Genomic DNA, 19,451 nt, shown 5'->3' on the forward strand with positions numbered 1-19,451 from the left:
CGAACTCCTGAACTCCTAAATCCTTTTATTATGATCAACAAAGAACCTGTAATATCTATTAAAAATATCAATCACTACTACGGTAAAGGATCGCTGAGAAAACAGATTCTATTTGATATTAGTTTGGAAATATATGCCGGAGAAATTGTGATTATGACTGGACCATCTGGTTCAGGGAAAACGACTTTATTAAGTTTGATTGGTGGGTTAAGGTCGGTACAAGAGGGAAGTTTAAAATTTTTAGGTGATGAATTGTGTGGTGCTAGTCAAAACAAACTGGTACACATGAGACGTAAGATTGGTTATATTTTCCAAGCTCATAATTTATTGGGTTTTTTAACGGCTCGGCAAAATGTGCAAATGGCTGTGGAATTAAATAATAGTATTTCCCAATCAACGGCTATTTCTCAGTCAGAGGAAATGCTGGCATCTGTAGGTTTGCAAGAACGGGTTAACTACTATCCAGATAATTTATCTGGTGGACAAAAACAAAGAATAGCGATCGCTCGCGCCTTAGTCAATCATCCTCCCCTAGTCTTAGCCGATGAACCAACAGCCGCATTAGACAAACAATCAGGACGTGATGTAGTAGAAATCATGCAGCGTCTAGCCAAAGAACAGGGAACCGCCATCCTATTAGTAACTCACGACAACCGGATCTTAGATATTGCTGATCGCATTGTGGAAATGGAAGATGGTCTTCTTACTCGTGATGCTCAAAATATTCCTTCTAAGCATAACTCGTAATTTGGTTAAATACGCCTTATATTTTGCTAACCAAAAGTCTGTCTCTGTTTTGAATTTTTCGATATTTGTTAGTAATTTAAAGTGGTGATTATTTCTGAATCGTAACTGCATCAGATAAATCTACTAACTACTATTGTTTCGTCGGAGGAGTTTGACGGCTAGTTCTAAATGTCACATTTACCCCCTCATTTGACTGTTCTAGTACCAGCAACGGAGTCGGTTTAGCCTTTTGATCCCAGTGTATATAAACAATCCGACCTTGAATAGTAGGTTGCCAAGTATCGTCATCTTCCCTGGGGCTAAGGTATGTCTCTATACAATTAATGATTTGAGTAATGGTAGAAGAAGTAGCTTGAGTTGGTAACTTCACTAACCGAATTTGCGCTCGAAACAGCACCCGCTTGACAATGTTGGGCGCTACACCAGTTTCATACTCGACATCAAACGTTTCATCTACCTGCCTACCTGTGCTACTAGAAATCCCCACAGATCCTTGGTTAGCTTGGCTAGGACGCAGTGATAGAGAAATCTTATCTTTAACTTTGATTTTAATTTGATTAACTAGAGCAAAATGGAATATCTCCTCTGACATTCGCATCCGCAGATAATCTAGGTTAAATTCTCGTGAGTGAACTAAATCTGGATTAGTCTCCATTTTGCGAATAGTTTCCAAAGCCAACTTCAACTTTTTCTCTAATTCTCGCGTGCGGAATTGTTCAAATTTAAGTTTTTTATCACCCCTTTGAAGGAGGATTCTGCCATAGGCAATCACAGCAACCAGCACTAAAACCATTCCTCCACCCGCAAATAGTAGCAATGGTAGAGGTAAACTCTGAGACTCGTGGATAACAGGTGAGACTTTATTTGTCTTTGTTGTCTTAGATCCAGAAGATTGAGCCAGAAAAATCGTACTAACCATAATTTACAACCTGAAATTATTAACTACTGATATTTATAATACCCAAATCTTACTTAGTAGGTTGCTGTGGTATAAATATTTTTTACATTTTCTTGGTAATATCATATGTACAAACCTATTAGGGACTTGGATAAGCATCTTATTAATATACAGCAGTTGTCTGATATATCTACGCATTCATATCATATTTACCTACTGGCAACAGATATGGATGGGACACTCACTAAAAATGGCAAATTTACATCTCAATTACTAAATACTTTGGAGAGGCTATCCACAGCTAAAATTCCGGTCTTGATTGTTACTGGAAGGTCTGCTGGATGGGTAAGCGCTATCAGTAGTTTAATGCCCATAGCCGGTGCGATAGCCGAAAATGGTGGTTTATTTTATCCATCAGATAATTCTGATCCAGTCACACTCACCCATATTCCTGACCTAGTTAACCATCGTCAAGATTTAGCCAAAACTTTTGTTAACTTACAAACTTATTTTCCACAAATTCAAGAATCCGCTGATAATTTATTTCGAGTCACAGACTGGACTTTCGATCTTACCTCACTGACAACTGACGAATTACAAAAAATAGGTAATCTTTGTCAACAGATGGGTTGGGGATTTACTTACAGCAACGTTCAGTGTCATATTCAACCCCCAGGACAAAATAAAGCTGTCGGTTTATTAAAAGTTCTACGTCAATATTTTCCCACCTACTTCCCCGAACAGGTGATCACTGTTGGTGACAGTCCCAATGATGAAAGTTTGTTTAACCAGCGTTATTTTCCTATTTCCGTAGGTGTGGCAAATATACGCGGCTATGAAAATCAGTTACAACATCAACCTACATATATAACTACAGCAGCGGAAGGAGATGGTTTTTGCGAATTGTGTAGTTATATTCTAGAAAACTGTCAGCGGTAGGGGCGCTGTCAGATGTAGGGGCGCAGGGCCTGCGCCCAGTCACCGAGTCAGGAGTCAGAAGAAGAAAATTCCTTATTCCCTGTTCCCTGCGAGAAAGTAACCTCCACGACTTTTTTCTGAATCTGCTATCACCTAAAATTAATGTCATCATCTCCTAATGGTTATGCAGTCCAGCTAGAGGAGAAAGGTAGATACATCAGTGTTTCTAGCAATTCTCCCTGGAATTACTGTGCCGTTTCTCAACCATTCATGGGGATTTTATATATAAAATTACTATATTCAATATCAGAAATCCATAAGCTAAGGCTATACCATTTTTATATTTTCTTTGTTATTTTGTATTCAACTGAACAGTTCTTCAACACAAAGCCAGTTTAAATAAAAATTAGTTCAACTACTTTACCGTTCTTTAAGTTCAGTGAAAATTTCCCAGATAATTTGTTGTGCAAATTGCCACATTGGCAAAATTTTATCAATCTCATCTACATAGGACTTACCATCATGCTAAAAACAAATAGTCAACCAATGATTCTCTCTAGTTTTGTGAACCCTATCAAAGAAACCCATTCAGTTAAAAATAAGTTTGATTTATTGCAAAAAATTCGTCAATGGTTCGACGAAATTGAAATTGATAATCCTCAAGTTGCTAGATTAATTGCTAAATTAATTCCTGCCCAATGTCCCTTTGCGCGTGATATCGTGGTTTTTGGTCGGAAAATTGCTCACATTCCGCCTATGTGCAAACTCAACCCACTGTATGAGCAGTTTGTCGGCTTGCGTTTTCGCGCATTATGTTATTTAGTAGATAAGTGTGGAGAAGACATCCAATCTTATTGTTAAATACAACTCATGGAAATTAAAGTCGTACATCAACCAAATCTTGCACATCTTAATGAGTTAGATGTATTCAACTGGCCAATTTGGGAAAAGGAAATATCTAAATTTTCCTGGACTTACGATGATCAAGAAACTTGCTACTTTTTAGCAGGTAATGCTATTGTCACTCCTGATGGAGGACAAGCGGTACAAATGGGTAAGGGAGACTTAGTAACTTTTCCCGCTGGGATGTCTTGTACATGGGAAGTTACCAGGGACGTAAGAAAACATTATGGTATTGAGAAACATTGAGACGAAAAATGTTAAGGTGTGGTTTTGCTAATTGTAAAGTCATAATTAACTTCCTGTATTTACCTTTAGTTTTAATATAGCAATCTTGAGTGATTAAGATCCCCGACTTCTCAACTTAATTTATTATTTAGTGACAAGATAAAAAAGAAGTCGGGGATCTAAGTTTACAAATAATCAAAAAAGACTTCAGGAACTAATCTTAATTCACCAGATTTAAACCGAGAAATATCTACCCACAATGCGCGATGTTGACGTTCTGGTGTTTCTGCAAAAGTTAAACTTTCGATTTGATAAAACTTGGAATCAGCAAAGTCACATTCATAGAGTTGAATGATTTCATGTCCTTGTCTACCGTCAAAGGTAAATAAGTTTTCAATACAAGTTAAATAGCGAATATTTGTTAATTCGGCTTGAATTTCTTCTTGAAATTCTCTAGCTAAGGCTATGCGGCTAGTTTCGCCAAATTCTACGCCACCACCTAAAGCCCGATAGAATGTTGATTGTTTTGTCGAATCAAATCCTTCAGAAACAAATATTCTATTACCATCTCGGATGAGTGCTAAAACAATCACCCGAATTTGACCTTCTTTATTCATAAATACAATTAATTATCGTAAATGGAAGAGGGACGACTTTCACTATCTTCTGTAGACCAATCTGGATTTTCGCCACCAATGTATAGTTCTTCAATAGTGACGTATTCTTCAGTTAGTTGAGTGAGGGCGTTGATGAGAATATCTAAGGCGATCGCATCACTTGTACCTAAATCAAACCAACAACGACCCCATTCTCCTTCGTATTCAAATTCACCCATGTTGTGCATCAAAGCCATTAAACTTTTATCATAGCCTTTGGTATCATAGTCCATATAGCTGATATCAAGTCCTGTGTCTTGGATTTGCAAATTTTCAGCATTAAATCCCCCTAATTTACCTAGATAAAACCAGGAATTGAATACTTCTTCTACATATTGTTTTTCCCTTTGGGAGGGAACATTGCTGAACTTAAACCAAATCCAAACATCAAAAGGATTAAACTCGCGGAATTGAATTTGCATTTTTGTAATGGGTAATGGGTAATTGGTAGAATCAGAATTTTATAACAACTGACTACTGACTACTGACTACTAAAAGCCTGATTGCGTTCATGTTCAATTTGTTTGACTAAATTAGCAGGAAGTTGGGATTTTTTGGCTAATGCTTTGTCAAAATAAGTTATTGCTTCCTTAATTAAATTCTGGCTTTTTTCCGCTTTCCCCTTTTCATGGAGAATTTGGGCTTTAAGATAGTAAATTTCTGGGTTGTCAGCAGTTGTTTTTAAGGCGCGGTTGACATAATCTAAAGCTTGGGAGTATTGTTTCAAATCTCGATAAGCTAAAGCAATACCTCTATTTACTAAATAATTAGGAGCAGCATTTTTTTCCAATCTTTCAATTACTTGATCTGGACTAGTAAAAGGTAAATTCACAGCTAACATTAAATCCATATAGCCGCGAATCAAGTTTAACTCTGGATCATTGGCAGAAATCTCTTCGGCTCTGTCAAGATAGGTATAGACTTTCCGCAACCGACTTAAAGCTTGGGGGACACCATTTACAGTTCCTTCTCGATTCAAAATTACCGCCCCTGTCAAAAAATGACCAACCGCAGTATATAAGTTACCACGCAATGGATCACTGGCGATCAGATTTTGTCCAGTTTCTAGAGTTTTGCTGCTGTATTTTTCTAAACTAGCACTATCTTGATTTTGATATGCTAAAGAAGCCTGAATGGCGTAAATTAGAGGTTCATTGGGTTCGCTAGAGGCGGCTTTTTGTAAAGCATCTTTGGCTGTGGGATAATTTCCTTGTTGAAAAATAGCATGAAAAGCGGCTTCTGTGCGATCGCCAATTTTACGCGATTCTCGACCCCGAAAGGGATCACCCGCAAAGGAGGGATTTACCAACATATTCAAAAGGATGGAAGTAGTCACAGTCACACTTAATAAAGTAGGCGATCGCCAAAATATCCTTAATTGAGGAATTAAAACCTGTTTAAACATAATAGCCTTTCTGAATAATTACGGTTGAAATTGTTGTATCTATTACCTAAAATGCCAAAATAGTGAATTATAAATTAGTCTATTTCCGCCAAAAATTTTCATATACTAAACACGGGTGAGATTTAAATTTTTGCCAAATGACAAAGAACCCAGATGTGTAGGGGTTTAGAATCAAACAATCAAGCCGTTTTGAGTATAACTTGGTAATTTACACAAATGCTCTATCTTAGAAATCTAACTTATCATCCCACAGCCTGCCCAAAAGCCATTCTCCAAGCTATAAATTTAGAATTACCACCCCAGAAACTAGGTTTAATTATTGGTCCTAGCGGTTCGGGTAAAAGCACCTTATTAGAAATTTTATCTGGATTGGCTGACCCTACTGCTGGTGGGGTTTTTTGGCGAGAACAGGGACTCATAGCTGAACAATTACAACAATTAGCAGGTTTAGTATTTCAATTTCCAGAACGCCATTTCTGCGGGGGGACAATTTTAGAAGAATTACGCTTAGGACATCCTGAACTGGGAACAGAACAGGTTAAACAAGCATTAACAGAAGTCGGATTAGATCATTTATCCTTATCTGCATCACCTCATGCTTTAAGCGGTGGACAACAGCGACGTTTGGCTTTAGCGGTACAATTGATTCGCCAACCAAATTTATTATTATTAGATGAGCCTACAGCGGGTTTAGATTGGTCAATGCGTCGCCAACTGATAAATCTACTAGCCAAACTGAAAAAAGATTGGACACTGTTAGTTGTAACACATGATGCAGGTGATATGTTACCAATAGCTGATTATTGTTGGACATTAGATCATGGGGTTTTAAAATCAGGAGTCAGGAGTCAGGGAGAAGAGGTAAAATCTGCTTGAGACTAAATTAATTTTAAGAGTAATTGAACGCAGATGAACGCAGATGAACACAGATAAGGAGGGATGAATTCATACCCTTAATCAGTAACGCCAAAATAACTTAAAAAAATTAATTTTAACCAATGAATTTAGAATCCTTACCAATAGCTAATTTGCCAGAAATGGCGGAAATATGGCAAAAAACTCTGAACTGGCAACCAACAGTTTTGCAAAAAAATCAATTTCAACAACTTTATCAATTAATTATTGCTGGAAATCGTCAACTGAATTTAACTCGCATTACTGAACCTGATGAATTTTGGGAAAAACATCTTTGGGATTCTTTACGGGGAATTGCACCTAAACAAGTATTTATTCCTGGGATTGAAAAGGGTAAGCGGATAATTGATATTGGTACGGGTGCGGGTTTTCCTGGTATCCCCATTTCCCTGATTTTTCCTAATTCTCAAGTTACACTTTTAGATTCTACGGGTAAGAAAATTACCTTTATCGAGACAGTTTTATCAGCACTTACTCTAAGTAATACCAAAACTTTACTGAGTAGAGTGGAAGAAATTGGTCAACAAATTCAACACCGACAACAGTATGATCTGGCTGTAATCCGGGCTGTGAGTAATGTTTCTGCTTGTGCGGAATATTCCTTACCTTTGGTGAGAAAAGGCGGTTTGGCGGTAATTTATCGCGGTACTTGGACTCAAGCAGAAAATGAAAGTTTAGAGGCTGCTGTTGAGCAATTAGGTGGAGTCATTGAATTAATTGAGGAATTTTCCACTCCCTTGAGTAATAGTATTCGTCATTGTCTTTATTTGCGAAAAGTATCCAGCACACCAATTAGTTTTCCCCGTGGGGTTGGTATACCTAACCAAAAACCAATTTAATCAACGGACTTCTCGATTTTAGATTAGATTGGTGATTAGATATCTAACAGCGCGAGAGCGTCAACATCGTTATAAATGGCTGAACCAAAGGTTCAACAGTAGCTAAACGCTGATAGCGAAAATAAACCTAAAATCCCAAAATCCAAGTGTTAAATTTGTCTCAAAATGGGTGTTCTGTACGGGTTGCTTCTTCGACAGAAGAACTGCTGACACCAACTGCTGTTGCTCTTGGCAAATTTGATGGTGTTCATCTTGGTCATCAAAGAGTGATTCAGCCAGTATTGCAGTCAGCATGGGGTGAGGAGAATCCAGTCCGCCCCTACTCAACAGTTGTTACATTTGATCCCCATCCCCAAGAGTTTTTTACTGGACTTCCCCGTGATTTGTTAACACCACTAGATGAAAAAGTTGCACAATTGCGATCGCTTGGAGTAGAACAATTGGTATTATTACCCTTTGATAGAGAACTATCTGCCCTTTCTCCCGAAGAATTTGTTGATAAAATCCTAGTTCAACAACTGCAATGTCAACAAATTAGCGTGGGACAAGACTTTTGTTTCGGCAAAAAACGGATGGGTACTGCTCAAGACTTGCAAGCGATCGCGGCGAAATACAACATACCCGTAACAATAGTTCCTATAAAAACTGATACAGATATTTTGCCAGCAACAGATGATGCTCGCATCAGTACCTCATTAATCCGAGAAAGTTTGGAAGTAGGTGATATTCCCAAAGCAAATCGGCTTTTGGGAAGACCTTACACTCTCATAGGTGAAGTAGTAACAGGTCAAAAATTAGGGAGAACTATCGGTTTTCCTACCGCCAACATTCAACTACCAAAAGACAAATTTTTACCCCGTCATGGTGTTTACGCTATTGAGGCGATTATCCACGAAACTCCAGACAAATCTCCCACTCAGCATTTTGGAGTTATGAATATTGGCAACCGTCCCACAGTTAATGGTATAGATACCTGTGTAGAAGTACATTTATTAAATTGGTCTGGTGATTTGTATGGAAAAAATTTGCTAGTACAACTAGTCAAATTTTTGCGTCCCGAACAGAAATTTCCTTCCTTAGAAGCGCTGAAAAACCAAATTCAACTTGATTGTACAACAGCTAAAGAAATTTTTAGTTGTTAATATTGGGGGAATTTTCAATGGTAATCTCAACATTACAGCGATTTTTAGGTAAATAAACCACATTTTAAAGTCTCACGCAAAGGCGCAAAGGCGCAAAGTTGCAAAGGAAGAAAGTAATATAAAAACAAGAGTGTGGTACAAGTAAATTAAAATTGCTGTAATGAGAAAGGTAAGAAGCGCATCTACACAGGAAACACTACTTCTGTAATATGAAATATCATGGGAGGTATAACTTCCCAAAAAGTATTTCTATTATTGTCTAATCATAAAAAAATCACATTTACCTATGCAAAAAATAATCATCGAAAATTTCGGTCCGATTCAATATGCAGAAATTGAAGTCAAGAAAATATTAGTTTTGATTGGTGAACAAGCTAGTGGTAAAAGCACTATTGCTAAATTGATTTATTTTTTTAAATCACTAAGGGATGATTTATTTAGCCAAATATATCAGGATACGCAGAAGGATTATTTTGATATTACTTCTGATCTTATATTTCCAATAAGAGAAAAGTTTTATGATTTTTTTGGTTCTACATTGCACTTACCTAATTTTGAAATAAAATTTTATTATAGTGTAGAGAATGACAAATATCTAAAATTAAGTCTTAATGATAAGAAAAGACTAGATTCTCGATTTAGTGATAATTTATTAAATGAGAATTTTAGAACTTCCGCAACTGCAATTAAAAAACTTTTTCAGCAGAGTTTAAATACAAATGATATTTATGAACAATTGACTTATGAGCAAAATAAAATTAAATACGCTCAAAGGCTTTCTAAACTATTGAATGAATCATTTCAAATGTATCATGAAGATTCATTATTTGTAATCGCTGGTAGGAATGCAACAGTAAGTTATTCTGACTTATTTGAAAAATTATTGTTTGCAGATGTTAGCAGTCTTTTAGAGAAAAATAGCAAGAAGAAATTTGCAGGTAAGCAACAAACAATAGATGAAACATTAATGCTAAAATTTATGGAAAAAGTTGATATAATTAAAGGTAAATTTAAAAAAATTGGCAATGGTAATTTTGAAGGGGTAATTGAAAGTTATGAAGATGATGAAAATCTCAAACAAAAATTATATGATATTAAAAAACGAATAGATGAAATACTCAAAGGTGAATACAGAATTGATAATTGGGGAGAGAAAATAGTATTTAACAGGGAAACAGAAGAATATGTTAAGCTTTCTAATACTTCATCAGGACAACAAGAATCTATAAGAATTTTACAAGATATCTTTCTAAATATTCTTGATAATACAAAAGTATTAAGAATCTTGGAAGAGCCAGAAGCTCATTTATTCCCTATTGCTCAAAAGCAATTGATTGAGTTATTAGCTTTAATGATAAATCAAAATGATGATAACCAACTAATTATAACAACCCATAGTCCCTATGTTCTCACAGTTTTTAATAATTTACTCTTCGCAAATAGAGTAGTTGAAAAAAATCCGTCAACAGAATCAGAAGTAGCACAAATAATTCCCCAAGATTCCTGGTTAAGTGCTAAAGATTTTTCTGCTTATTCTTTGGGAAATCAATCTGTTGGTGAAGATACTAATTACTGCGAACCTATTTTTAATCAAGAAAAAGGTACTATTCAACAAAATTATTTAGATACGGTTTCCGAAATTTTGGGTGGTGATTTTCAAGCTTTGTACAGTATTCACGCTAAAACTTTCAAAAGAAAATGAGTAAATTTGAGGATATTAAAGAACTTCTAGCAAATGCTTTTGATAAATTTTCCGATGTTCTGGAAATTGAAATGAGATCAGAGTTCTCAGTGATAGATTTGAAAGACTACGGACGACAATCTTTTATTATTATCAATATTCAGTTTGATGATAATACATTTACTATTAATTTCAATGGTAATGAGACTGTTATAACCGATTTTGATAGCACTAAATTATTTAATATAAGTAATGCGAAAATGGTTGGCTTTATCCCTATTGATGGAAAAAAAGGACTTTTAAGAAAGGTTGCTCAACGTTGCGATTTTGTGTTGTTTGATGAAAATGATTTTTGTTTTGTAGAGTTTAAATTGGATGCAATAAGTGAACAAGAAAGAGCTATAAGAAGTAACACTAAAGGTGCTACTGACCAATTAAAAGCTACTATTAGTTGGTTTAATTATAAATTATCAAAAAACTACGCAGGTTTAAATAAAGAAGCTTATGTTTGTACTCCTGAATTTTATCCAAAATTTAGCGCAACTTGGGGAGGATTGATGACCGAATTTTTAGAAGACTATCAAACTGATCTTTTTCAAATAAAGAATAAAATTTGTAAATAAATAATATATTTAAAAGTAAAACCAGTTCCAAAAAACTGTTTTTTGATTTTTTTCTCCTTGCGTCGGTGGTTTAGCAACTCCAGAAATTTTTAATTCTTATACTGGATTAGGATTATTACGTGGGAATACTGTAGAAAAGGCTAAACTATTAAACAAGTTTTTAGTCAAAACTCAGAAGTAAGCCTTCTCCATTTCCCCCCAGGTACTGCATGAGAGAAAAAATTGACGCTTTAACACAAAATTTGGCTCGTACCATCGTTGGTAAACATAAAGCTATACGCTTAGTGATAGTAGCTGTACTGGGTGGTGGTCATGCTTTATTAGAAGATGTCCCCGGTGTCGGTAAAACCCTTTTAGCCAAATCTCTGGCTCGTTCTGTAGATGGTAAATTTCAACGGTTACAATGTACCCCTGACTTACTCCCTACAGATATCACTGGTACAAATATTTGGAATCCTAAAACTGGAGAATTTACATTTCTACAAGGTCCTGTATTTGCTAACGTCCTATTAGCGGATGAAATTAACCGCGCTACACCCCGTACCCAGTCAGCTTTACTGGAAGTAATGGAAGAACATCAAGTCACAGTTGATGGTGTTTCTCGTCTAGTTCCTCAGCCATTCTTTGTAATTGCTACCCAAAACCCCATTGAGTACCAAGGGACGTTTCCCCTCCCAGAAGCGCAAATGGACCGATTTATGCTGTCTTTAAGTTTGGGTTATCCTTCGGAATCTGAAGAAATGCAAATGCTGCAAAATCTGCAAGCTGGTTTAAAGGTTGCTGATTTACAGCCTTGTATTACTTTAGAAGAAGTCCAAGCATTACGCCAAGCTTGTTCCCAAGTCAAGGTAGAAGCATCTTTGCAACAATACATTTTAGAATTGGTGCGGACTACTAGACAGGATGAAGAAATCACTCTTGGTGTTAGTCCTCGTGGTACTGTAGCTTTACAAAAAGCCGCTCAAGCCTTGGCTTTTATTTTAGGTAGGGAATATGCTCTTCCTGATGATGTTAAGTTTCTCGCACCGCACGTTCTTTGTCATCGTCTGATTCCTAGAGGGGGACGCAATACAAAAACTATAGTTGAACGATTATTACGATCTGTGCCTATTCCTTAATATAAAATATTACGGGGGGTACAACCTCCCAAAAACCTATTTTGACTGGGAATTTTAGATTTTGGATTTTAGATTTTAGATTAAAAAATTGCTTCTATTGCTCCCAATATTTTCGGTAAAATATGGCTGAAACTATTGCTATGATTGGATTTGAGGTTTTAATTTTTGCAAAATAGGCGGAGTGTTTTGCGATCGCAGATTAATTTGCATCAAACCCATATACAGCAATGGTTATGGATGCCTAATCAGGATGTTTGATCACAAGAAAAGCGGTAGAACCATTATCCTGATACCAAGTTAAACTTTGAATTTGGTACAGTCAAATTGCTAGATTACCAAAACCGTTGGACAGAATTAGAAGCCAGCGATAATCCTTTTGCAACGGTGGTAATGGCACATTTAAAAACACAACAAACCAGTAAAAAACCACAAGAACGCAAAGCCTGGAAATTTAGTTTAATTCGCCGATTGTATGAACAAGGATTGCAAGAAAAGGATATTCGTAACCTTTACCGCTTTATAGACTGGGTTATGATGTTACCAAAGGCATTAGAAGCAGAGTTTTGGCAAGATTTTAAACAATTTGAACAGGAGCGAACTATGACCTATATTACTACAGGTGAGCGCATTGGCTATGAGCGAGGAATAGCAGAAGGTAAACAAGAAGGTAAACAAGAAGGTGAGCAAAATCTTGTGGTTCGACTACTACAAAAACGGGTAGGAAATTTACCGGAAGAAGTTAGGAAAAAAATTCAAACTCTTTCTTTAAATCAGTTGGAATCACTCGGTGAGGCGTTACTAGATTTTACAGCTATTGAGGATTTATTCAACTGGTTAGAATCTCATCAGTAAAAATATGTGGTGCGGGCATCTTGCCCGCGAAAAAATATACAAAATAATCCGAATTAAATCCAGTACAACTTATTTTTGTCCCTTGGGTTGAGGCAAAAAAACAATATTATCTTATTATTTTTAATATTGCATTTGGTTTTAGTGTTAGTTAAATCAACGATAATTCGATAAACTTACAGTATTTACCGTATAACAGTATAATTAGGTTTATTAATTACAAAAAATGCCGCAAGATTTAACTTTGATTCATAGTTTGCTTCTCTTTAGTACCGCGTTCATTGCGGGTGGACTTAATGCTGTCGCGGGTGGTGGTAGTTTCATTACATTTCCTACCCTAATATTTACGGGTGTCGCACCAATTACCGCTAATGCTACAAATAATACTGCTTTGTGGATAGCAGCGATCGCTAGTGCAAGGGCATATCGTCAAGACTTGAATATTGAAAAAAGACAATTATTATTACTAGCCGGCACAAGTTTAGTTGGTGGTGTGATTGGTTCAGTGGCTTTGTTATATACATCACCGGATGTGTTTAAAAAGATGCTGCCCTATTTATTACTATCAGCAACATTAATATTTACATTCAGTGAATCTCTAAAAAACTGGCTGCAACTTCAGAGTAAAAATGATATTTCTGCACCGCCACCTTTATTGATTCTCCTAATTTCTCAATTAGCAATCTCTATATATGGTGGTTTTTTTGGTGCGGGTGTAGGCATTTTAATGTTGGCAACTTTAACCTTTTTAGGGATTAAAAATATTCACTCTATTAATGCTTTTAAAACTTTATTAGGTAGTTGCATTAATGGTGTGGCTATTATTCCCTTTATGTTCGCTAATTTGATTGCTTGGCATCAAGTTATTATAATGGCGGTTGGTGGTTCTCTGGGTGGTTATTTATGCGCTCATTTTGCCCGCAGACTAGAACCTAATTTGGTGAGGAAATTTGTGATAGTGGTGGCTTTTGGGATGACTACTTACTTTTTTATTCATGGTTAAGCAGGTGGATACAATTATACTCAAAACGGCTTATCTTTTGCCTTCCACAACCGCCAGGGAATAAATTCCCTGTCTCATAGCTCAAGTCCGTTGAAACGGACTAAGTAGGTGAACACAACAAGGGACTTCCAATTAAAAAAATACCCAAAAATTTCTTGTGGTGCGGGACGAATTGCCCGCTAATCATCAAGGATGGGCATCCTGCCCATCCCACAAAATTGGGTAATTTGTTTTTTGGTGTTCCGTTAAGGTTTGCTGATAGCGTAGCGTAAGCCATAAAAGTTATCTGTGAGGGCTAGAAGTATGGCTAACGGCTATGCCTTCGGCACACTACGTAAACGCTATCAGGAGGTAGGGGCGCAGGGCCTGCGCCCATTCAGGAGTATGGCTAACGCCACGCTGCGCTATCAGGAGGATTTAGAAGAAGTTAGAAGTAATATCAAGTCTGGAAAATTGAGCGATTTATATATTTTGATTTTCCTCCGCCCACCTACTTAATATATTTTCCGGTGTTGCTGATTAAGGGTATGAATTTTAGTCTCACGCAAAGGCGCAAAGACGCAAAGTTCAGAGTTTTAAAGGTTTAATTTGGGAATTTCATACCTGAGTTCAGCAACGCCTATTTTCCTAGTATGTCACTATAAATACTAAATGGACGGGCTAGAAACTTAGCTCACAATAATTGTATGACTGTGGGAGGGGTGTCTTGTTTATGCAAATATTAATTAAATATAAAACTATTGATTTTGTGACTTTGATTACAGTTTTTCCTATCTAGTAACGCTTGAATGGAAAAATAACCTATTTTTTCCCAAAAAATAAACAGGACTGTCTCAAGGATTACACCATAGGGATCACGGCTAATCTAAGAAAAGTTAGATCTAAAGTAAATTTATATATCTGAGGCATGATGATAAAAACTATCAAGTTTAAGATAATGACCAAAGATATCAACTTTTTTACATTCACAATAATTAAACAGGTTTTTTCGCTTTTTCTCAAAAGTTATTAATTTCAGGGGTTTTAAAATGCAAGCATCACAAAAGATTCATTGCCCAAATTGCGGTAGTGCGGCTGAACGTCACTATATTGCTGATAGTCAAGTTACCAGAACACAATGTCCTAGTTGCGATTATTTGATGATCACTTGCACTCGCACGGGTAAGGTGATTGAGGCTTATGCACCAGGAATTTATGCTAGGAAATAATTGACAATTTTATTGACAAATTACCTTTTTGTTGTTCTTAATTGTCCACAAGCAGCATCGGCTTCTAAACCGCGAGAATAACGGACACTGACGGCGGTATTTTGTTGTTGAAGAACGTTGACAAAGGCTTCGATTCGGTCGCGGGTTGGTCTTTTGTAATCTACTTCTTCTATGGGATTGTAGGGGATTAAGTTAACGTGACTTTGAAATCCTCGCAGACGTTTTGATAGTTCTAAGGCGTGTTCGGGTAAGTCGTTGACTCCAGCGAGAAGTATGTATTCAAAGGTAACTCTGCGTCCAGTTATTTCTACGTATTCTCGACATTCTGCAAGTAAGTCTTCTATGGGGTAGGGTTTAGCACTGGGAATGAGTTGTTCCCGTAATCCTTGGTTGGGTGCGTGGAGGCTGACAGCGAGGGTAATTTGCAGTTGGTGTGCAGCGACTTGCAAAATGCGATCGCGGATGCCTACAGTAGATAGTGTAAGCGATCGCGCACCAATTCCCATATCTTGATTAATGGATTTAATCGCTAAAAGCACATTTTCCGTATTCAACAATGGTTCACCCATGCCCATGAATACCACATTACTCACCCGTTCTTGAAAATCTTCTTGGACAGTCAGGACTTGATCAACAATTTCCGCACGGGTAAGATTACGCTTATAGCCACCTTTCCCAGTCGCACAGAAATCACAAGCCATTGGACAGCCGACTTGAGTAGAAACGCAGACTGTTAACCGTTTATCGCTGGGAATACCCACTGTTTCCACAATTTCCCCGTCAGCTAATTTGAGGAGATATTTGACGGTATCATCGGGGGCAACAGAACGGTAATGTAGAGAAGAACGACCTATGGGAATATCTGCAACTTCCAAACGCCAATTTTTCGGAAATACAGAAATATCAGCGAGCGATCGCACACTCTTATTATAGATCCAATCATGCAATTGCTTACCCCGATAACCGGGTTGTCCCTGCTGCTGTACCCAAGCAGTTAACTCCGTCACGGAAGCACCAAGGAGAGGGGGAAGAAGTTCAGATTTAGTGGAGTTAGGAGAATCTAGCTGAGATACAAACGGCGTAGCAGACATAAGAAATCACAATTTGATGCTAATTTTCTATTCTACTATATTGTTTTTGGGTATTGCTGAATTGAGGTATGAAAATCAAAAATTCCCTTTCTGAAACTCTTAATCTTTGCGCCTTTGCGCCTTTGCGTGAGACTAACTCATACTTTCATTCACCAACGCCTGTTTTTGTTTCGCGCAATCTCGCTGAGAGATCCCACAGGGTAGGGGCAAAGAAGCAAAGGAAGAAATTATTCATCCGTCTTCATCTGCGTTTATCTGCGTTTATCTGCGTTTATCTGCGGTTAAATATTCTATATTTACGGGGAGACTTCCAAGGTAATAATAGTAACCTCTGGTGGACAAAATAACCGTCCGGGGAAATAAGTTCCTAAGCCTCGATTTACATATAATTGATTATTTCCCACTTGATGTAAACCCTGTGACCATTGCCAGTGGCGTAATATAGAATGGGTTTTCCGTAAAAATGGTAATTTACGAAGAATTTTTTTGGGGATTTTTTTGATTATTTTTGCATAGTAAATCATAGCGGGTCCCCGACCAGGAATTACAATTTGTCCACCGTGACTATGACCGGATAATTGTAAATCTACTCGCCATTTTTTGAGGATTTCGGCTGTATCTGGGTGATGAGATAAGACAATCCGAGGTGTAGTCGAATCGAGTTGATTCATAATTGCTTCTGGATTAAATTCTCGTGAATAAAAATCCGCTAATCCCACTAAAGGTAATTTTTCTCCCAAGGGGTAAGCAATTTGATTCCAAAGTACATTAATTCCCACATTTGTTAAAGCATTTGTAATTTCTAATTTTGAACTGGGATAATAAATATCATGATTGCCAAGGATAGCGTAGACACCATAGCGACTTTCTAGATTTTTTAGTCGTGGTGCTAGTTGGTGAATTGGTTTAGCGATTGTGTTAACGTAGTCGCCAGTTAAAATAACTAAATCTGGTTTTGCGGCATTACTAACGGCAATTGCTTCTGTTAACATTTTTTCTGATAATAGACCATTATCATAGTGAAAATCTGACATTTGTACCAGCTTTAATCCTGCTAATGATAGAGGTAAGTTGGGGATTTTTACTGTCAATTTTTCTGTACTCAAAGCTCCAGTTAATAATTTGTGCATAATAATTCCGTAGTTTGGGTTAATGCCGGGAAACCCAACATTTTAAACCTTGGTTGGGTTGCTGTCGCTGAAACCAACCGACAATTATCAGAATATAATCGTATTTGTTTATACATTAACAAAAGATTTTGATATTAACTGTATCCAAAGAGTAATATATTTGAATACTCAGATCCCCGACTTCTTCAAGAAGTCGGGGATCTATGCTCTATCATTCTTTTATAGCTATTAGGAAACTAATCGCTCTTGTAGTTTGGATACCATTTCTGCACGAGTAGAAACGTCTAATTTACGGAACATCCTTTTCAAAGCTTGCTTGACAGAATTTTGAGTAATCCATAATTTAACGGCAATTTCTCCATTAGTTAAACCTTGAGCTACTAATCTGGCAATTTCTAATTCCCGCGCTGTCAGGGGACAATTACCAGCAGATGCGAAGGTTTTTGGTTTTGCTTGGAGTGTCGCCATTTTCGCTGATAAATGTAAACAAACTGCACTTAAATCAGCTAAATCATTACTATCAAAGGGCTGACTTCCGGGGTCACGAGCAAAATTTAAAGTCCCCACTAATTGACCATTACAAACTATGGGACCAGTCATTACGTGTTCGTGACGAGTGCAATAGTTTTTCCAGTCTTCCGGGGATAAAATTAATTGCTCATGGGTGGGGGCGTGACGTTCAACAACATAGCGCCCAATAGGGTTAGCTTCTAAGCAGACAGCGGGAATTTCGGGAATTTCAATTTGAGTATCTAATTGGTCATCTAGGAGATCAATACCCCAATGTTGTACTGCAAAATGGTCGCCAATGGTATCCATGAGAGCTAGTTTTAATTCTTGCTCATTTTGGACATTGGCGATCGCTTGGAAAATGGCGTGGAGAGTTTTAGCCATAAGTGTACCCATTTGGGGTCTATGCGAACCTCGATAATTACCTCTATGCTAATACCAGCAACGATAAAAAGCTATTTTAACTTGTAACCAGAGGACAAGCACGATGACAGTTACTCAAATCTCAGCCCAAGAACTTTTTCAGGCTGCCTATCAAAACCGTTATACTTGGGATGAAAATTTCCCTGGCTATACCGCAGATATTACTTATAAGTATGATGACCAAGTGATCAAAGGTCAAGTGCGGATTGATGCCAATATGAAGGCAGAAGTTCTGAATGTGGAAGACGAAGCTGCTAAAAAAGCCATTCACGGACAAGCTTGGGAAATCGCCGTTCACCGCGTCCGTCGGGCGTTTGAACAAACTCACGGCGCAAATACTTTTAGATATGGTAGCACTGACGCAACCGGTGCAGTAGAACTTTTTGTTGGTGGAAAGTCGGAAGGAGATAAGTACAAAGTGCGTAACAATGAAGTTTGCCACGTTCACCGTTTAATTCACGGTACTTTTGTGACTATTGACACTTTCAGCAGTCACGATACTGGAGAAGGATATCTTTCTCACACCTACAATTCTGTTTATCATGACCCCGAAACTGGCGCTCAAAAGGGCGGTAAAAGCGATTTTACTGATGAATATGAAAAGGTAGGTAATTACTACATTCTCAACCGTCGGGAAATTCGCACGGAAATCGCAGAACGTATTTCTATTCAAGATTTCATCTTTTCTAACATTGAGTTGTTAGGTTAGATTTTGAGTAGTTTTTGACAATCTCAGTTTTAAGTCTCTATCTTCAATGAACCCACAATGATTACATACACGGGTTCTAGTTGATAGGGACTTTTTGATTTATTTTGTCTGAATCAGGATTTCCAGGATTTAAGGATTTACAGGATGAAAAATACTGTAAAATATGTGATAACGAAAGGCAAATCGTTATGAACGCAAAAGATTTGAATAATATATCACGGACTAATTGGCAAGCTTTAGATTCAATGTCAGATGAGGATATTGACTATTCTGATATTCCCCCATTGACTGATGAGTTTTTTAAAAAAGCAACTTTGCGAATTCCCGCAGCACAAGCAAAGAATGTTATTCAACTAGAACCTGATGTAATAGCTTGGTTTAAAGCTGAAAACAAAGACTATCAAACAGCTATTAATGAGATTTTACGCCGTCATATTGAAATGAAAAGAGCGATATAA

General features: G+C 37.1%; 22 protein-coding genes and 1 pseudogene. 16 read left to right on the forward strand and 7 right to left on the reverse strand.

Annotated elements, in window-relative coordinates; all coding sequences use genetic code 11:
- Positions 1 to 30: 30 nt before the first annotated feature.
- Positions 31 to 747 (forward strand): DevA family ABC transporter ATP-binding protein, encoded by a 717-nt coding sequence (locus tag HEQ36_RS20885; protein ID WP_027400919.1) that lies wholly within the window; start codon positions 31 to 33, stop codon positions 745 to 747.
- Positions 748 to 877: 130 nt separating this feature from the next.
- Here the strand turns inward: HEQ36_RS20885 and HEQ36_RS20890 are convergent, their stop codons facing one another.
- Positions 878 to 1,666, reverse strand: a complete 789-nt coding sequence (locus HEQ36_RS20890) for a hypothetical protein (RefSeq protein ID WP_168636070.1) — start codon at positions 1,664 to 1,666, stop codon at positions 878 to 880.
- Positions 1,667 to 1,771: 105 nt separating this feature from the next.
- On the opposite strand from HEQ36_RS20890, the gene HEQ36_RS20895 reads away from it, so the two are divergent.
- From HEQ36_RS20895 to HEQ36_RS20905, 3 genes are all read left to right on the forward strand, one after another.
- Positions 1,772 to 2,584 (forward strand): HAD family hydrolase, encoded by an 813-nt coding sequence (locus HEQ36_RS20895; protein WP_168636069.1) that lies wholly within the window; start codon positions 1,772 to 1,774, stop codon positions 2,582 to 2,584.
- 501 nt (positions 2,585 to 3,085) lie between these two features.
- Complete coding sequence (locus HEQ36_RS20900) at positions 3,086 to 3,424, forward strand: Mo-dependent nitrogenase C-terminal domain-containing protein (protein ID WP_053538960.1); 339 nt, start codon at positions 3,086 to 3,088, stop codon at positions 3,422 to 3,424.
- A 9-nt stretch (positions 3,425 to 3,433) separates the two neighbouring features.
- Complete coding sequence (locus HEQ36_RS20905; RefSeq protein WP_168636068.1) at positions 3,434 to 3,712, forward strand: cupin domain-containing protein; 279 nt, start codon at positions 3,434 to 3,436, stop codon at positions 3,710 to 3,712.
- A gap of 164 nt (positions 3,713 to 3,876) precedes the next feature.
- Here HEQ36_RS20905 and HEQ36_RS20910 read toward each other — a convergent pair whose 3' ends face one another.
- From HEQ36_RS20910 to HEQ36_RS20920, 3 genes are read right to left on the reverse strand one after another with little or no spacing between them, the layout of a single operon-like run.
- Complete coding sequence (locus HEQ36_RS20910; RefSeq protein WP_053538962.1) at positions 3,877 to 4,308, reverse strand: NUDIX domain-containing protein; 432 nt, start codon at positions 4,306 to 4,308, stop codon at positions 3,877 to 3,879.
- Between the two features lie 8 nt (positions 4,309 to 4,316).
- Positions 4,317 to 4,769 (reverse strand): DUF3531 family protein, encoded by a 453-nt coding sequence (locus HEQ36_RS20915; protein WP_027400912.1) that lies wholly within the window; start codon positions 4,767 to 4,769, stop codon positions 4,317 to 4,319.
- A gap of 59 nt (positions 4,770 to 4,828) precedes the next feature.
- On the reverse strand, positions 4,829 to 5,752 hold the full coding sequence (locus HEQ36_RS20920; protein ID WP_053538964.1) for a Sll0314/Alr1548 family TPR repeat-containing protein: 924 nt from the start codon (positions 5,750 to 5,752) through the stop codon (positions 4,829 to 4,831).
- Between the two features lie 216 nt (positions 5,753 to 5,968).
- Here HEQ36_RS20920 and HEQ36_RS20925 point away from each other — a divergent pair, with 216 nt between their 5' ends.
- The 10 genes and pseudogenes from HEQ36_RS20925 (at position 5,969) to HEQ36_RS20970 (ending at position 15,130) form a co-directional block, all read left to right on the forward strand.
- Positions 5,969 to 6,628 (forward strand): ABC transporter ATP-binding protein, encoded by a 660-nt coding sequence (locus HEQ36_RS20925; protein ID WP_053538965.1) that lies wholly within the window; start codon positions 5,969 to 5,971, stop codon positions 6,626 to 6,628.
- A gap of 143 nt (positions 6,629 to 6,771) precedes the next feature.
- Positions 6,772 to 7,506: a 16S rRNA (guanine(527)-N(7))-methyltransferase RsmG gene (gene rsmG, locus HEQ36_RS20930; protein ID WP_053541247.1), complete on the forward strand. Its 735-nt coding sequence runs from the start codon at positions 6,772 to 6,774 to the stop codon at positions 7,504 to 7,506.
- Between the two features lie 146 nt (positions 7,507 to 7,652).
- Positions 7,653 to 8,648, forward strand: a complete 996-nt coding sequence (locus HEQ36_RS20935) for a bifunctional riboflavin kinase/FAD synthetase (protein WP_168636067.1) — start codon at positions 7,653 to 7,655, stop codon at positions 8,646 to 8,648.
- Positions 8,649 to 8,934: 286 nt separating this feature from the next.
- Positions 8,935 to 10,350 carry an AAA family ATPase gene (locus tag HEQ36_RS20940; RefSeq protein ID WP_168636066.1) on the forward strand — a complete coding sequence of 472 codons (1,416 nt, stop codon included), beginning with the start codon at positions 8,935 to 8,937 and terminating at the stop codon, positions 10,348 to 10,350.
- The gene (locus HEQ36_RS20945) at positions 10,347 to 10,952 is read left to right on the forward strand and encodes a hypothetical protein (RefSeq protein ID WP_168636065.1); all 606 of its coding nucleotides are present in this window, start codon (positions 10,347 to 10,349) and stop codon (positions 10,950 to 10,952) included. Before HEQ36_RS20940 ends, HEQ36_RS20945 begins: the two co-directional genes overlap by 4 nt.
- Before the next feature lie 209 nt (positions 10,953 to 11,161).
- Positions 11,162 to 12,070, forward strand: a complete 909-nt coding sequence (locus tag HEQ36_RS20950) for a MoxR family ATPase (RefSeq protein ID WP_168636064.1) — start codon at positions 11,162 to 11,164, stop codon at positions 12,068 to 12,070.
- 279 nt (positions 12,071 to 12,349) lie between these two features.
- Positions 12,350 to 12,922 (forward strand): annotated as a pseudogene (locus HEQ36_RS20955) (DUF4351 domain-containing protein); the annotation flags it as partial.
- Between the two features lie 223 nt (positions 12,923 to 13,145).
- Positions 13,146 to 13,922: a sulfite exporter TauE/SafE family protein gene (locus HEQ36_RS20960; RefSeq protein WP_168636063.1), complete on the forward strand. Its 777-nt coding sequence runs from the start codon at positions 13,146 to 13,148 to the stop codon at positions 13,920 to 13,922.
- A 288-nt stretch (positions 13,923 to 14,210) separates the two neighbouring features.
- Positions 14,211 to 14,420 (forward strand): hypothetical protein, encoded by a 210-nt coding sequence (locus HEQ36_RS20965; RefSeq protein ID WP_199924421.1) that lies wholly within the window; start codon positions 14,211 to 14,213, stop codon positions 14,418 to 14,420.
- A gap of 530 nt (positions 14,421 to 14,950) precedes the next feature.
- A complete protein-coding gene (locus HEQ36_RS20970) occupies positions 14,951 to 15,130 on the forward strand; it encodes a hypothetical protein (RefSeq protein ID WP_053541249.1) in 180 nt (59 codons plus the stop codon).
- Positions 15,131 to 15,150: 20 nt separating this feature from the next.
- Here HEQ36_RS20970 and rlmN read toward each other — a convergent pair whose 3' ends face one another.
- The 3 genes from rlmN to HEQ36_RS20985 all read right to left on the reverse strand — a co-directional run bounded on the left by rlmN (position 15,151) and on the right by HEQ36_RS20985 (position 18,245).
- Positions 15,151 to 16,221 carry a 23S rRNA (adenine(2503)-C(2))-methyltransferase RlmN gene (rlmN, locus tag HEQ36_RS20975; protein WP_168636062.1) on the reverse strand — a complete coding sequence of 357 codons (1,071 nt, stop codon included), beginning with the start codon at positions 16,219 to 16,221 and terminating at the stop codon, positions 15,151 to 15,153.
- 296 nt (positions 16,222 to 16,517) lie between these two features.
- Complete coding sequence (locus tag HEQ36_RS20980; protein WP_168636061.1) at positions 16,518 to 17,351, reverse strand: metallophosphoesterase; 834 nt, start codon at positions 17,349 to 17,351, stop codon at positions 16,518 to 16,520.
- A 228-nt stretch (positions 17,352 to 17,579) separates the two neighbouring features.
- Positions 17,580 to 18,245: a LuxR C-terminal-related transcriptional regulator gene (locus HEQ36_RS20985; protein WP_168636060.1), complete on the reverse strand. Its 666-nt coding sequence runs from the start codon at positions 18,243 to 18,245 to the stop codon at positions 17,580 to 17,582.
- A 103-nt stretch (positions 18,246 to 18,348) separates the two neighbouring features.
- On the opposite strand from HEQ36_RS20985, the gene HEQ36_RS20990 reads away from it, so the two are divergent.
- Together HEQ36_RS20990 and HEQ36_RS20995 are read left to right on the forward strand one after the other, a co-directional pair.
- Positions 18,349 to 18,993, forward strand: a complete 645-nt coding sequence (locus HEQ36_RS20990) for a DUF3386 domain-containing protein (protein WP_053538971.1) — start codon at positions 18,349 to 18,351, stop codon at positions 18,991 to 18,993.
- 188 nt (positions 18,994 to 19,181) lie between these two features.
- Positions 19,182 to 19,451: a BrnA antitoxin family protein gene (locus tag HEQ36_RS20995; RefSeq protein ID WP_168636059.1), complete on the forward strand. Its 270-nt coding sequence runs from the start codon at positions 19,182 to 19,184 to the stop codon at positions 19,449 to 19,451.

It is taken from the genome of Anabaena sp. 54, from assembly GCF_017355725.1.
Taxonomy (GTDB): Bacteria; Cyanobacteriota; Cyanobacteriia; order Cyanobacteriales; family Nostocaceae; genus Dolichospermum; species Dolichospermum heterosporum.